This is a genomic window from Undibacterium sp. MH2W, assembly GCF_049340215.1.
Classification (GTDB): Bacteria; Pseudomonadota; Gammaproteobacteria; order Burkholderiales; family Burkholderiaceae_D; genus Undibacterium.
The window spans coordinates 648,077-661,615 of record NZ_JBMPPA010000002.1 but is presented as its reverse complement, the minus strand read 5'-3'; the positions used below and the strand labels follow the sequence as shown (position 1 = coordinate 661,615).

The 13,539-nt window shown below is 48.0% G+C and carries 12 protein-coding genes and 1 riboswitch; of the genes, 7 read left to right on the top strand and 5 right to left on the bottom strand.

Translation table 11 applies throughout. The features are described 5' to 3' along the window. Nucleotides 1-120: 120 nt before the first annotated feature. From metF to ahcY, 3 genes are all read right to left on the bottom strand, one after another. Nucleotides 121-948, bottom strand: a complete 828-nt coding sequence (metF, locus tag ACO0K2_RS07260; RefSeq protein ID WP_423017209.1) for a methylenetetrahydrofolate reductase [NAD(P)H] — start codon at nt 946-948, stop codon at nt 121-123. Further along, the gene (locus ACO0K2_RS07255; protein WP_423017207.1) at nt 945-1,289 is read right to left on the bottom strand and encodes a phage holin family protein; all 345 of its coding nucleotides are present in this window, start codon (nt 1,287-1,289) and stop codon (nt 945-947) included. Before ACO0K2_RS07255 ends, metF begins: the two co-directional genes overlap by 4 nt. Before the next feature lie 75 nt (nt 1,290-1,364). Next, on the bottom strand, nt 1,365-2,771 hold the full coding sequence (ahcY, locus tag ACO0K2_RS07250; protein WP_423017205.1) for an adenosylhomocysteinase: 1,407 nt from the start codon (nt 2,769-2,771) through the stop codon (nt 1,365-1,367). 39 nt (nt 2,772-2,810) lie between these two features. Next, a riboswitch (S-adenosyl-L-homocysteine riboswitch) is annotated at nt 2,811-2,957 on the bottom strand. Nucleotides 2,958-3,681: 724 nt separating this feature from the next. Between ahcY and ACO0K2_RS07245 the strand changes: the two genes are divergently transcribed. Next, nucleotides 3,682-5,526 carry a S53 family peptidase gene (locus tag ACO0K2_RS07245; RefSeq protein ID WP_423017203.1) on the top strand — a complete coding sequence of 615 codons (1,845 nt, stop codon included), beginning with the start codon at nt 3,682-3,684 and terminating at the stop codon, nt 5,524-5,526. Nucleotides 5,527-5,697: 171 nt separating this feature from the next. Here the strand turns inward: ACO0K2_RS07245 and ACO0K2_RS07240 are convergent, their stop codons facing one another. Both ACO0K2_RS07240 and ACO0K2_RS07235 read right to left on the bottom strand, forming a co-directional pair. Next, on the bottom strand, nt 5,698-6,240 hold the full coding sequence (locus ACO0K2_RS07240) for an adenine phosphoribosyltransferase (protein ID WP_423017201.1): 543 nt from the start codon (nt 6,238-6,240) through the stop codon (nt 5,698-5,700). Nucleotides 6,241-6,273: 33 nt separating this feature from the next. Further along, on the bottom strand, nt 6,274-8,265 hold the full coding sequence (locus ACO0K2_RS07235; protein WP_423017199.1) for a cation:proton antiporter: 1,992 nt from the start codon (nt 8,263-8,265) through the stop codon (nt 6,274-6,276). Between the two features lie 194 nt (nt 8,266-8,459). Here ACO0K2_RS07235 and ACO0K2_RS07230 point away from each other — a divergent pair, with 194 nt between their 5' ends. Genes ACO0K2_RS07230 through ACO0K2_RS07205 form a run of 6 tightly spaced genes read left to right on the top strand, consistent with a single transcriptional unit; the run spans nt 8,460 to nt 13,489 of the window. Further along, nucleotides 8,460-9,449 carry a KpsF/GutQ family sugar-phosphate isomerase gene (locus tag ACO0K2_RS07230; protein ID WP_423017480.1) on the top strand — a complete coding sequence of 330 codons (990 nt, stop codon included), beginning with the start codon at nt 8,460-8,462 and terminating at the stop codon, nt 9,447-9,449. After that, the gene (locus ACO0K2_RS07225) at nt 9,449-9,973 is read left to right on the top strand and encodes a KdsC family phosphatase (RefSeq protein ID WP_423017197.1); all 525 of its coding nucleotides are present in this window, start codon (nt 9,449-9,451) and stop codon (nt 9,971-9,973) included. The genes ACO0K2_RS07230 and ACO0K2_RS07225 overlap by 1 nt, the downstream gene beginning before the upstream one ends. Then, nucleotides 9,970-10,593, top strand: coding sequence for an LPS export ABC transporter periplasmic protein LptC (gene lptC, locus ACO0K2_RS07220; RefSeq protein WP_423017195.1), 624 nt, complete (start codon nt 9,970-9,972; stop codon nt 10,591-10,593). The genes ACO0K2_RS07225 and lptC overlap by 4 nt, the downstream gene beginning before the upstream one ends. Before the next feature lie 38 nt (nt 10,594-10,631). Beyond that, nucleotides 10,632-11,198, top strand: a complete 567-nt coding sequence (gene lptA, locus ACO0K2_RS07215; RefSeq protein WP_423017193.1) for a lipopolysaccharide transport periplasmic protein LptA — start codon at nt 10,632-10,634, stop codon at nt 11,196-11,198. A gap of 31 nt (nt 11,199-11,229) precedes the next feature. Then, entirely contained in the window at nt 11,230-11,994 is a 765-nt protein-coding gene (gene lptB / locus ACO0K2_RS07210; protein ID WP_423017191.1) for an LPS export ABC transporter ATP-binding protein, read from the top strand. A gap of 10 nt (nt 11,995-12,004) precedes the next feature. After that, nucleotides 12,005-13,489 carry an RNA polymerase factor sigma-54 gene (locus ACO0K2_RS07205; RefSeq protein ID WP_423017189.1) on the top strand — a complete coding sequence of 495 codons (1,485 nt, stop codon included), beginning with the start codon at nt 12,005-12,007 and terminating at the stop codon, nt 13,487-13,489. The last annotated feature ends 50 nt before the right edge of the window (nt 13,490-13,539 follow it).

Genomic DNA, 13,539 nt, shown 5'->3' with positions numbered 1-13,539 from the left:
TTTTGGCGCAACAAAAACAAGAATAATTTTCTTTGAAGAAAAAATTTCAGAACGAACGTGTCGAAACGATATCGAAACAGAGACTGGTATGCCAATTAAGTCATACCAGTCTGACAAATGTTATACCAAACGTTGCCAAATGGCTGTTGTGGCAGCCGCCTGGTTGAGAGAATAGAAATGTAATCCTGGTGCGCCGCCTTGTAAGAGACGTTCACACATACTCGCCACGACATCAAGACCAAACGCTTTAATTGACGCGCTGTCGTCACCGTAGCTATTGAGTTTCAATCGAATCCAGCGTGGGATTTCTGCGCCACACATTTCAGAGAAACGCAGGAGCTGACTGCTATTAGTAATGGGCATCACACCAGCCACGATGGGTGCGGTAACACCCAACTTTGTTGCTTCATCAACAAAGCGGAAATAGGCATCAGCATTATAGAAATACTGAGTAATCGCAGCGTTTGCACCGGATTTTATTTTACGGGCAAAGTTATTCAGATCATCTTGTGGAGATCGTGCTTGCGGATGCATTTCAGGATAAGCAGCGACTTCGATATGAAACCAGTCGCCCGTTTCAGCGCGGATAAACTCAACTAACTCATTTGCAAAACGGAACTCACCTCCCATACCGTAACCACTCGGTAAATCGCCACGTAAGGCAACAAGGCGGCGAATATCATTGGCTTTGTATTCGTTCAGAATCGCACGGATAGATTCGCGGGTTCCACCAACGCAAGACAGATGCGGGGCGGCATCAAAACCTTCACGACGGATTTCAATGACGGTATCAAGCGTTCCTTGTTGAGTCGTCCCACCGGCACCAAAGGTGACTGAGAAATACTTGGGATTGAGTGCAGCCAATTTGGCACGAGTAACGCGTAGTTTTTCGGTGCCCTCATCCGTCTTGGGCGGAAAAAATTCGATGCTGAAATTATGCGGTTTCATGATTTTTGCAAGAGAAGTGTCGAGAGTGTCCATGAAATAACGCTATACAGCAGTGCACCACCAACAGCGGCCCAAAATCCAGCAACATGAAACCCATCGACCATGTATGCAACGCCCCAGAACAATAATCCATTGATCACAAAAATAAATAAACCCATTGTCATCAAGGTGGCAGGTAGCGTCAGCAAAACAAGCAGAGGTCTCAACACAGCATTCACCAGACCCAGCACCACTGCAACAATCAGCGCCGTACCAAAACTGTCGATCGATACCGAATGCATGAGATACGGAATCGCGAGTAACGCTAATGCATTGACTAACCAAGTTGCAAGCAATCGCATGAACAATCCAGACATGAAAAAGAATTAAAAAAAACTCCTCGTGACATGAGTGCAACGAGGAGTCTGTCCGCAGAATTAGTAGCGGTAGTGCTCAGGCTTGAATGGGCCTTCTTTTGATACACCAATGTACGCTGCTTGTTCGTCTGTCAATTCACTCAATTGCGCATTCAATGTTTTCAATTGCAAACGCGCGACTTTTTCATCCAGATGTTTTGGCAATGTATAAACACCAACTGGATATTTATCGTTGTTGAGGAACAATTCGATTTGTGCAATCGTCTGGTTCGCAAAAGAAGAACTCATCACATAGGATGGGTGACCTGTACCGCAACCCAAGTTAACCAAGCGGCCTTCTGCCAACAGAATAATACGCTTACCGTCAGGGAACACCACGTGATCTACTTGTGGCTTGATGTTTTCCCATGTGTATCTTTTCAGCGAAGCGACGTCGATTTCGTTGTCGAAGTGACCGATGTTGCAAACGATCGCCTGATTTTTCATCTTCAACATATGCTCGTGGCTAATGACGTGGTAGTTACCTGTCGTTGTCACGAAAATATCGCCGAATTCTGCAGCGTAATCCATTGTGACGACGCGATACCCTTCCATCGCTGCTTGTAATGCGCAGATTGGATCGATTTCAGTGACCCATACTTGGGCAGATAAAGCACGCATTGCTTGCGCGCTACCTTTACCTACATCACCATAACCAGCGATCACAGCAATTTTACCGGCGATCATGACATCCGTTGCGCGCTTAATGCCATCAACCAAGGATTCACGGCAACCGTACAGGTTATCGAATTTAGACTTAGTGACGGAGTCATTGACGTTGATCGCTGGGAAAGCCAATTTGCCTTCTTTGTGCATTTGATACAAACGATGCACGCCTGTCGTTGTCTCTTCTGTCACGCCCTTGATAGCAGCCAGACGCTTCGAGTACCAATCAGGTTCATTTTTCAGATGAGACTTGATTGCATTGAACAAGCAAATTTCTTCTTCTGAACCTGGATTGTCCAACACGGACAAATCTTTTTCTGCGCGTGTACCGAGGTGCAGCAACAGTGTTGCATCGCCGCCGTCGTCAAGAATCATGTTAGAAAAGCCACCATCCGTCCATTCAAAAATACGATGTGTGAATTCCCAGTACTCGTCCAGATTCTCACCTTTGAATGCGAAAACTGGCGTACCACCTGCAGCGATGGCTGCAGCAGCGTGATCTTGAGTTGAATAAATGTTGCAGGAAGCCCAACGTACTTGAGCGCCCAATGCATTGAGCGTCTCGATGAGCACCGCTGTTTGGATCGTCATGTGCAAGGAGCCAGTAATGCGTGCACCTTTGAGTGGTTGGCTGGCAGCGAACTCTTCGCGAATCGCCATCAAACCTGGCATTTCTGTTTCAGCAATAGCGATTTCTTTACGTCCCCAGCTTGCGAGGCTGATGTCTGCAACGTGGTAATCGTGTTGAGTAGTGGTAGTCATGGTGGTGGCGTTCTCACGCCCTCCTTTCAGTAGAAAAAAGTAACGTGAGCGCGGTTGAGGCAAGGGAAAGCGGAAAAAGATGTGTTTTTCATCAGTATTGATTACAAGAAATCAATTTATCCGGCTTTCGCCTTTTGTTCCAAGCCTGGCAAGAAGTACATTCTCGTCGCAACGCTCCTTGGAAGACCTGAAGTATAGCGCAGGTTTTGTATTTCTGCATGTGTTGAGCAATACCCAGGGCAACCGCCTTTTAGATCAGGCGCAACACCTTTTACCAACCAACGAGGCATCGGTAATTCGAAAAAAATAAGCAATTGCAAGGATTGGCGATGTTCGAAGTCATTATTTAAAAACAAAAAAACAACACATTTTGAACAAAATACAGGCCCTTAATATATTTAGTGAGCAATCTCTAAAACTGATTGAGATAAATCATTTTGTAAAATTTTTTTTGAACCAACGAAAAAGCACGCGTATTCGATTTAACAATCTTACGAATGAATCACCACGTTGAATAAGAAAACTTTGTCACAAGAAATTAACGTATTCGAAAAAATCTTGTCGACATCAATCGTCCGAACGATAGCAATACACTGCACAACATCATTGCCGTTTCATGATTTCCCGCTATCGGGTCTTTGATAAAAAACATATGATAAAAAAACAAAAAAACGATACCACCCACGTTCTCTGAACTGCACAAGGTGGCGACAAGCGACTCAAGATTAGCACCAAATAATATGAATGAAAGGTTGTACCAACTCTGCGGTGCAGCCCCCAAGAATGCAGCGTCGCATTTGAGAGACGGGAGATACTCTGACTGCGAACCTGTGTCTCTGCATAAGCAAATCAGCTTTGCAGAGTGCAATAAAAAATGGATTTTTCATCAGCCTATTTTTGGAGGTAAGCAATGAGATTCAATATGCAGTTCGCGTTAGTTCCTTTGACCGCTTTCGTACTCACTACCCTGACCGGAGCAGCTATCGCCAGCGAGGCGTGGGTAGCAACGAGAACAGATGCTTTTCTCGGTAAAATCAATACAAAAGACAATGTCGGCAATGATGTCACCGCAGACAAGATTGCAAGCGAAATGACCCCAGGAGAACTGAAAAGCATCACCGTCAGTCTACAGTTACGCAATCAAGATCAATTAGACCAATTTTTAAAAGATCTGCAAACACCAGGTAGCGCGAGCTATCACAAGTACCTCACACCAGAACAATTTGCAGCCCAATTCGGACCGACACAAGCACAGGTCAATGCGGTCGTATCTCACCTCTCCGCATCCGGTTTTAAGAACATCACCATCAGTCCCAATAGAACATTAATTAGCGGTGATGGTACGGTCGCTGCTGTTGCTCAAGCATTTAATACGAAGTTAAAACGTTTCACACATCACGGCAGAAATGTGTATGCCAATGAATCTGCAGCACAGGTTCCAGCGTCACTACAACATATCGTAGGCTCTGTATTGGGATTACAAAATGCATCGATTCATCACCCAACAAATACCGGCGCGCATCAAGCACAAAAGACGACAGTAACGCCAGCGGGAACCGAGGTTGCTCATACGCCGACGCAATATCCTGGCATTTACGGGGCCGTCAAAATTCCGGCAGCATCGAATGCCATTGTCGGGACCATCGCAGCAGGCAACATGACCTACACCTTGCAAGACTTTGCGACGTTCCTGAGCAATAATCCTAGTCTGCCAAAAATCACACCCACCGTCGTTTATGTCGGTACAGAAAATACCAGCGATGAGTCGGGTGAAGTGGAATGGGCACTTGATAGCCAGGTGATTTATGGCACAGCGGGTGGTCTGAAACAACTGATTTTTTACACCGCAAATTCCATGGAAGATGCTGCACTGACCGCGGCCTATAACGCGGCTGTTACGGCCAACGTCGCGCGCGTTGTGAACGTCTCTCTTGGACAGTGTGAAGCCGATGCCAAATCTTCAGGATCGCAAGCGGCGGACGATACGGTATTCAAGCAGGCCGTCGCACAAGGCATCACATTTGCAGTCGCAGCGGGTGACGCCGGACCATACAATTGCGACACTGATTCGCAGGGCAACCCTGGCGTCGCCAAAACGACAACCCAGAAGAGAACATATGATGTCAGCGAACCTGCTAGCTCACCTTATGTGATTGCTGTCGGTGGTACGGCGTTGTTTACGACCTCAAGCGGTGCGTACAACGGTCAAGCGGTTTGGAATGAAGGAACTGCTTCAACAGGTGTTGGATCGGCGGTGCGTCTTTGGGCAACCGGTGGCGGATTTAGCGCCTATGAACCTGCACCTGCATGGCAAACTGCGAGCATTGTTGGCAGCGGTCACACCACTCGCGGCTTACCCGATATCGTTTTTGATGCGGCTCAGGCAAGCGGCACCAACATCTATATCAATCAGGCGGCCAATGGAACAGCCTATGCCGCTGTCGGTGGTACGAGTATGGCAGCGCCTATGTTTGCCGCCTTCTGGGCACGTCTCGAATCGGCGCACGGTAATAATCTCGGATTTCCAGCTTCCGCCTTGTACAAAGCCATTCCCGCTAACCCAGGCTTAGTTTTCCCAGTGACCAATGCAACGGTGGATGGTGATGCAGTGAATTACACAGGATGGAGCACTACATATCCTGGTATGAAAGCAGCGGCATCTGGATGGAGTGCGGCAACAGGATTTGGTAGCTTGAATATCGATGCAGTCAACGCCTATATCACTGCCAATCCAACCGTTTTCCCGACGAAATAAAAAGCCAATAAGCTCAAAATAAGCGAAAGAAGCGAAAGAAGCGAAAGGAGAAAAAGGGGTAACGGTGAGCAGACGTTACTCCCTCCTCATAAAAAAAACAGACATGGTATCGACGCCATGTCTGCTTTTTTTAAATCAATCACCAAAAAATATCGACACCCACAGAGGTGATTAATGCCCCTCGAAATTACATACCGTGAACAACGGCAAGCCGCTGTCCTTGATGAGTTTCGATCCACCTAATTCAGGCAGATCCACAATCACAGCACCCTCCACCACGGTCGCGCCTAAACGCTCCAATAATTTTTTACCTGCCATCATTGTGCCACCCGTGGCAATCAAGTCATCGATCAATACAACGCGATCGCCTGCCTTGCATGCATCAGAATGCAGCTCAACCGTTGCGCTACCGTACTCGAGTTCATATTGCTCAGACACGGTATGAAACGGTAATTTGCCTTTCTTGCGAATAGGTACGAAACCCAAATTCAGCTCATACGCCAAGACCGAACCGATAATAAATCCACGTGCATCCAAACCTGCGATCACGTCGATTTTTTCATCCATGTAGCGATGTACAAACATATCAATCAGAACGCGGAATACTTTGGGGTTCTGCAACAACGGGGTAATGTCACGGAACATGACACCCTCTTGCGGCCAATTAGGTACCGTGCGGATATGTTCTTTAATGTAGTCGGATGGATTTAACATCGCCAGATGTCCTTCAAATTTAAAAATAACCCGCTATTTTAACAGGCGAGACTCCGCTCTTGCGACTGCTTCTGATGTTCCGCGTAATACAACCACATCTGCCTCCTGCAAAATCAGGTCATCAGTGAGGGCGACACGATTTTTCCCGCGTCGTATTGCCTGAATATCAACAGCAAGTTCAGACAGGCGCAATTCTGGCAACGACTTCCCCACAGAGTACGATTTGGCAGTTAACACCACTGTATGCAGACGGATTTGCATATTTTCGGGGCTATCAGTCGCATCACTGACACCATGGAAGAAACCACGCAAGGATTCATAGCGTGCATCCCGCGCTGCCTGAACGCGATGCACCACACGACGCAAAGGTACGCCCAGCAACACCAACGCGTGTGAGGCTAGCATTAGACTCCCTTCCATTAACTCTGGCACCACTTCTGTTGCGCCCGCTGCTTTAAGCTTGTCGAGGTCGGTATCATCGTGACTACGAACAATCACCGGCAAACTCGGATTTAACTCTGCCACGAGATGTAAAATTTTTAATGCCGATGGGGTGCTGGTGTAGGTCACCACCAAAGCCGCGGCACGATTAACACCCGCCGCCATCAAGCTTTCGCGTCGAGCAGCGTCCCCATACGAAACGTGATCGCCTGCCATTTGCGCTTCTTGAACGCGATCAGGGTCAAGATCGAGGGCATGGTAGGCAATTTTCTCCTCGGCTAACAAGCGGGCCAAACTTTGTCCGCTCCGACCAAAACCAGCAATAATGACGTGCTTTTTCGCGGTCATCGTCCTTGCAGCGATCTGGGTCAAGGCAAGCGACTGCATCATCCACTCATTCGATGAGAGCTTCATGACAATCACATCCGATTTTGCCAAAATAAACGGCGAAGCCAACATCGATAACACCATCGATGCCAAAATGACTTGCATTAAATTAGCGTCGATCAAGTGAAGGTCACCAATCTGATTGAGCAACACAAATCCAAACTCACCCGCCTGCGCCAGCGCCAACCCTGTCCGCAATGAGACACTGGTCGAATTCCCAAATAACTTTGCGAGCCCAGTAATGAGCAACAACTTGAGTAAGATTGGTCCCACAAATAACAGCAACACCAACCATTTATTACTGATGACGACACCCAAATTGAGCATCATGCCGATCGTAATAAAAAACAGTCCCAATAAGACGTCACGAAAAGGTTTGATGTCCTCTTCCACTTGATGCCGGTATTCCGTCTCCGAAATTAACATTCCAGCAACAAAAGCACCTAAGGCCATCGAGAGACCTGCTTTGTCTGTCAGCCAAGCTGCACCCAACGTAATGAAAAGCAGGTTCAGCATGAAGAGTTCTTGCGAGCGGCGCTTCACGACGATGTTGAACCAGCTCCGCATCACCTTTTGACCAACAAACAATAAAATGACCAAGACAAGCACCGCCTTGGCACTCGCCCACGACAATGTCTGAACGATATTCCCCGCATGGGTTGCCAATGCAGGCACCAGAATCAACAAAGGGACGACAGCCAAATCCTGAAACAGTAAAACACTAATGATCTTTCGTCCGTGCAAGCTCTCCAGTTCGAGCCGTTCAGTCAACATTTTCGACACAATCGCCGTTGACGACATCGCTAACGCTCCGCCCAGCGCAAATGCGCCCTCCCAGCCGATGGTTAAGAAGCCCGGCAACCAGACAGCAGCCATCCAGCCAGCTAGCAAACTCACCACAATCGTGATCACAACCTGCGCCAGTCCGAGTCCAAATACGTCTCGGCGCATCGCCATCAATTTGGATAACGAAAACTCCAGACCAATGGAAAACATCAAAAAGACAACACCAAACTCGGCCAATTCATGGGTCACCGCCCCATCATCCGCCATATTGAAACCGAAAGGACCCACAAGAATACCCACCGTCAGATAACCCAAGATCGGCGGTAATTGCAACATGCGAAAAGCGACCACCCCAAAGACGGCGGCAGCTAATAAGGCGAGAGTAGTATCGAGAGCATTCATAAGAAGCATTATTGCCTATTTAGTGCCATTTTCTGTCGTTTTCCGCTGTTTAATTTACATGAACAGGGTAGGAATTTTGCGTTCCGTCATAACTTCGTTACATCTGGCAAAGTTTTTGCTTTGAGGATTTCGTTTATACTGTCGGGATGAACGATTTGAACGCCTCCTCCCTGCCAGAAGCAAACGCTGCCTCTGATGACGCCATGAACAACGCTGCCCTGCGCGCGGTTCAATTGGCGAGTCAAACTATACAAATTGAAGCAGATGCCTTGATGGCGTTGCAGACACGCCTCAATGGTACTGATGCTGCCCATTTCTCGCAGGCTGTCCAGTTGCTACTCAACTGCAAAGGTCGGGTCGTTGTCTCTGGGATCGGTAAATCAGGACATATTGCCCGTAAAATTGCCGCGACCTTCGCTTCGACAGGGACGCCCTCCTTTTTTGTTCACCCCGCTGAAGCCGCCCACGGCGACCTCGGCATGGTGACGCCGCAAGACGTCTTTATTGCCATTTCCTATTCTGGTGAAGCGGCAGAATTGATGTCAATTTTACCAATCATCAAGCGCCTTGGCGTCAAACTGATTGCCTTTACGGGTAACCCGGCCTCTAGCCTTGGGAAAATTTCTGACATCCATCTTAGCCTTCAGGTCGACAAAGAAGCGTGCCCACTCAATCTCGCACCGACAGCGAGTACCACGGTAACGCTGGCCTTAGGTGATGCTTTAGCCGTTGCTGTGCTCGATGCACGAGGATTCCGCGAAGAAGATTTCGCCCGCTCTCACCCCGGTGGCGCATTGGGTCGACGGCTCTTGACCTACGTGAAAGATGTCATGCGTGCGGGTGATGCGATTCCACGTGTCTCTCCCGAGACAAAATTGACCTCTGCACTGCTGGAAATCACCAAAAAAGGCATGGCGATGACCGCGGTCGTCGATGCAGAACATAATATTCTGGGCGTTTTCACGGACGGCGATTTGCGTCGTATGATGGAAGGCGTCTGTGATTTCACTCAAATTAGTATCGCTGACGTGATGCACACCGCACCACGTTCCATCCGCGCTGATCAGTTAGCGGTTGAAGCAGTCGAAGTGATGGAAACCTACCGCATCAATCAATTGCTGGTGACAGACGATGCAGGCAAACTCGTTGGCGCGTTGCATATTCATGATCTGACCAGAGCAAAGGTAATTTAATGTCTGACCCCATAGCAAAAGCAGCGAACGTCAAGCTGATGATTTTTGATGTCGACGGCATTTTGACCGACGGCAGTCTGCATTTTGGTCCAGAGGGCGAAGCATTGAAGACGTTTAACGTCCTTGATGGACAAGGCATCCGCTTATTACAAAAAGCGGGGATTGAGACCGCCATTATCAGCGCTCGCCAATCTGCTATCGTATCGAAACGTGCAGCAGATCTTGACATCACGCATGTCCGCCAAGGGATTCATGATAAGAAAGAAGCATTTCTGGCGTTGTTAGAAGAGTTGCAACTGACGAGCGACCAATGCGGCTTTATTGGCGACGACGTGATCGATCTGCCGGTCTTGACCCGTGTCGGATTTGCCGTCAGTGTTCCTAATGGACATGCTGAAGTACGCTCACGTGTTGACTATGTCACGACCGCATTCGGTGGCAAAGGCGCAGCGCGGGAAGTTTGTGACTATATTCTGCGGGCGCAGAATAAATACACCCTTGCTTTATCCGACTACTTGGCATGAAACCACAAATCACGATCGATCGCGCTCAAATCTGGATTGCTGTTGCAATCTTGGGTTTCGTTGCGCTCGGCAGCTTTTGGGTAGAAAGTGCATTTCGCCAACGAGGCGAGGAAGATGCGCAAAAATTGGCGATCCGCCTCGAACCGGATTATTACGTTGAACAGTTCAATTTCATTCGACTCTCTAATAGCAGCAAAGCCAATTATCATTTAACGGGTGACAAGCTGGTGCATTTGCCACGGACAGATCAATACGAAATTACGAACCCGCACATTAATAGTTTTGCCGAGCAACGCACACCTGTAACAATCATTGCTGCTCGTGCCGTCGTTGACCAAAAATCAAATACCGTGATTCCACAACGTGAACACGATATCGTTCGCCTGTACGACAATGTGTCCGTAGAGCGCCCTGATGGGGAAAACTCCCACTTTATGCGCTTAGAAACCGATTATCTGATGTTAACGCCCGATGATGATTTAATCACATCGGATCATCCAGTCACTTTATTCACCCAAGGTATCGAGGCACGCGCCGTTGGCCTGGTTGCTAATATCGCGACGCAGCAACTGGAATTACTTAGCAAAGTCCATGCGCGTTTGAAGAAACGTGGCGATTGACCATTTACCTGAACAGACACCCCCTTAGAAAGTAAACCATGCGCCTGACTCTCCTTTCTCCTCGTCAGATGATTCACTCACTATTATTGGTTGGCTTCTTGACCTCAGCCGCATTACCAGCCCACGCTGAGAAAGCGGACAGCAAAAAAGAAATGGTAATCGAAGCCGACCATCTCACTAGTGATGGAAAAACAAACGTAACAACAGCCTTTGGTGATGTGCATATCACCAAAGGCTCGCTCGTCGTTAGAGCAGAACGTGCTATTGCCACAAAATCGCCCGATGAATTTCAAAATGTGAAGCTCTTCAGCAAAGCAGGTGGTAAAGTGAGCTTTCGTCAAAAGCGTGACGGTGGCTCAGACCTCTGGGTAGAGGGCGAGGCAGAGCACGCAGAGTATGACGAGAAAACTGAGTTGATTAAATTTATCTCGGCTGCCAAAGTTCGCTACCTCGAAGGTACCAAGGTCACCGACGAACAAGAAGGCGAATACTTGTCTTACGATAGTAAAAACGATGTTTTTGTGGGCTCAAATACGAGCAGCGGTAAGGCAGTCTCTGGCAGCGGCAGAATTCGCCTGACGATTCAACCTAAAGCCGATAAATAACGACAAAACACAAAAATACAAGAAAACCAAGATGCCAACCAATACATCAGAAACAACCAGCACGCTGGTGGTCAAAGGTCTGAAAAAACGCTACGGTGCGCGACAAGTAGTGAGAGACGTCTCGTTGTCCGTCAAGAGTGGCGAAGTCGTTGGACTACTCGGCCCCAACGGAGCAGGTAAAACCACGTCTTTTTACATGATTGTGGGTTTAGTCCCTTCTGATGGTGGCAATATCACAATCGATGGCATCCCCGCTTCCGGTCTCGCGATTCATGAACGTGCAGTACTGGGTTTGTCCTACCTGCCTCAAGAAGCCTCTGTTTTTAGAAAACTCACCGTGGAAGAAAATATCCGCGCCGTGTTAGAGATTCAAAAAGATAAAAATAATAAATATTTATCCAAGGCTGACATCGATACACGTCTCAACGCCTTACTGGCCGATTTGCAGATTGAAAAAATCCGCGAGAACCAGGCGCTCTCGTTATCAGGTGGTGAACGGCGACGCGTTGAGATTGCAAGAGCATTGGCAACGAATCCACGGTTTGTGTTGCTTGACGAGCCCTTTGCAGGCGTTGATCCGATTGCAGTGATTGAGATTCAACGTATTGTCCGCTTCTTGAAAGAACGCGGTATCGGTGTGTTGATCACCGATCACAACGTGCGTGAAACTCTTGGTATTTGTGACCACGCCTACATTATCAACCAAGGTGCCGTATTGGCCAGCGGTAAGCCCGACGATATCATTGAAAATGAATCCGTCAGACGCGTGTACCTAGGAGAGCATTTCCGCATGTGACGGAAGCATCATGAAACAAAGTCTGCAACTCCGCACATCTCAGCATCTTGCTCTCACGCCGCAATTGCAACAATCCATCCGATTGCTGCAATTATCGACCCTCGAATTGCATCAAGAGCTAGAGACCCTCCTCATCGAAAACCCGTTGCTCGAACGGGTCGATGATCCTATGGACAATGCAGTTCGGCTTTTGGCTGACGGCGGTATTAACACTGCCAGTGCCACCCCCGATGCAGGCATGGAAGTACCCGACCTACAAGCGACGACCGCAACGACAGTAGAGACGTCTTCTGACACCGAATTTGCGATCAACGACAGCGTGAGTGCCAACGAAGAAGAATGGAGCTTCAACGATGCGCCAGCAAGCCAATACAATGCGGAAGATGATGATGGACAACGTCAGCTAGAAGCTGCGCATATTGGTCTGCGTGAGCATTTGCTGGAACAGATGCGCTTGAATTTACGTGAACCGCGCGATCTTGCACTGGTGGAACTGATCATTGATGCGATTGATGACAATGGTTATCTGAGTGAAACATTAGATGAAATCCATGCCAGTCTGCCAATTGAATTGACCGTCGAACCAGAAGAACTGACGTTTGCCTTGTCGATGGTGCAAAGCTTTGATCCTGCTGGCGTTGGTGCGCGGTGCCCAGCAGAATGTCTTGCTTTGCAGATAAAACGTTTACCTGATATTCCATTCGTGACGCGTCGCCTTGCGTTAAATATTGTTGAAAATCAATTAAATTTATTTGCACAGCGTGACTTTACAAAATTAAAGAAAATTTTTGATTGCGATGACGAAGATTTGCGCGAAGCACAAATCGTGATTCGTGCTTGCAAACCACGTCCTGGTAGCGAATTTGCTAAGAGCAGTTCGGACTATGTTGTCCCTGATGTCATTGTTAAAAAAACGGCTCACGGTTGGCAGGTTGTCCTCAATCAAGACGTGATGCCCAAGCTACGCGTGAGCAGTATTTATGCCAACATGATGCGTCAGCACCGCGGAGAAAATGGTCTCTCTACGCAACTTCAGGAAGCACGCTGGTTGATCAAAAATATGCGCCAACGTTTCGAAACCATCTTGCGCGTTGCACAAGCGATAGTAGAAAGACAGCGTAATTTTTTCACACACGGTGCAGTTGCGATGCGCCCCCTTGTTTTGCGCGAAATAGCTGATACACTAGGATTACACGAGAGCACCATTTCTCGTGTAACGACCCAAAAATACATGTTGACCCCACATGGCATGTTTGAGTTGAAATATTTTTTCGGCAGCCATGTCGCGACGGAAACCGGGGGAGAAGCATCGTCCACCGCGATACGAGCACTCATCAAGCAGTTGATAGGAGCAGAAGACCAGAAGAACCCACTCTCTGACAGTAAAATCGCAGACATGCTGGGTGAACAGGGCATGGTAATTGCCCGACGGACAGTCGCCAAATACCGCGAAGCCTTGAAAATTCCTCCAGTGAGTATGCGTAAATCTTTATAAGTTTGTCCTTGTATTTACGGCTTAGATTGCTATATATGATTTAGCTCAAC

Excerpts from the sequence above, each read along its gene's own strand:
- metF (WP_423017209.1), bottom strand. The coding sequence starts at position 948 with ATGAAACCGCATAATTTCAGCATCGAATTTTTTCCGCCCAAGACGGAT.
- ACO0K2_RS07255 (WP_423017207.1), bottom strand. The coding sequence starts at position 1,289 with ATGCGATTGCTTGCAACTTGGTTAGTCAATGCATTAGCGTTACTCGCG.
- ahcY (WP_423017205.1), bottom strand. The coding sequence starts at position 2,771 with ATGACTACCACTACTCAACACGATTACCACGTTGCAGACATCAGCCTC.
- ACO0K2_RS07245 (WP_423017203.1), top strand. The coding sequence starts at position 3,682 with ATGAGATTCAATATGCAGTTCGCGTTAGTTCCTTTGACCGCTTTCGTA.
- ACO0K2_RS07240 (WP_423017201.1), bottom strand. The coding sequence starts at position 6,240 with ATGTTAAATCCATCCGACTACATTAAAGAACATATCCGCACGGTACCT.
- ACO0K2_RS07235 (WP_423017199.1), bottom strand. The coding sequence starts at position 8,265 with ATGCTTCTTATGAATGCTCTCGATACTACTCTCGCCTTATTAGCTGCC.
- ACO0K2_RS07230 (WP_423017480.1), top strand. The coding sequence starts at position 8,460 with ATGAACAACGCTGCCCTGCGCGCGGTTCAATTGGCGAGTCAAACTATA.
- ACO0K2_RS07225 (WP_423017197.1), top strand. The coding sequence starts at position 9,449 with ATGTCTGACCCCATAGCAAAAGCAGCGAACGTCAAGCTGATGATTTTT.
- lptC (WP_423017195.1), top strand. The coding sequence starts at position 9,970 with ATGAAACCACAAATCACGATCGATCGCGCTCAAATCTGGATTGCTGTT.
- lptA (WP_423017193.1), top strand. The coding sequence starts at position 10,632 with ATGCGCCTGACTCTCCTTTCTCCTCGTCAGATGATTCACTCACTATTA.
- lptB (WP_423017191.1), top strand. The coding sequence starts at position 11,230 with ATGCCAACCAATACATCAGAAACAACCAGCACGCTGGTGGTCAAAGGT.
- ACO0K2_RS07205 (WP_423017189.1), top strand. The coding sequence starts at position 12,005 with ATGAAACAAAGTCTGCAACTCCGCACATCTCAGCATCTTGCTCTCACG.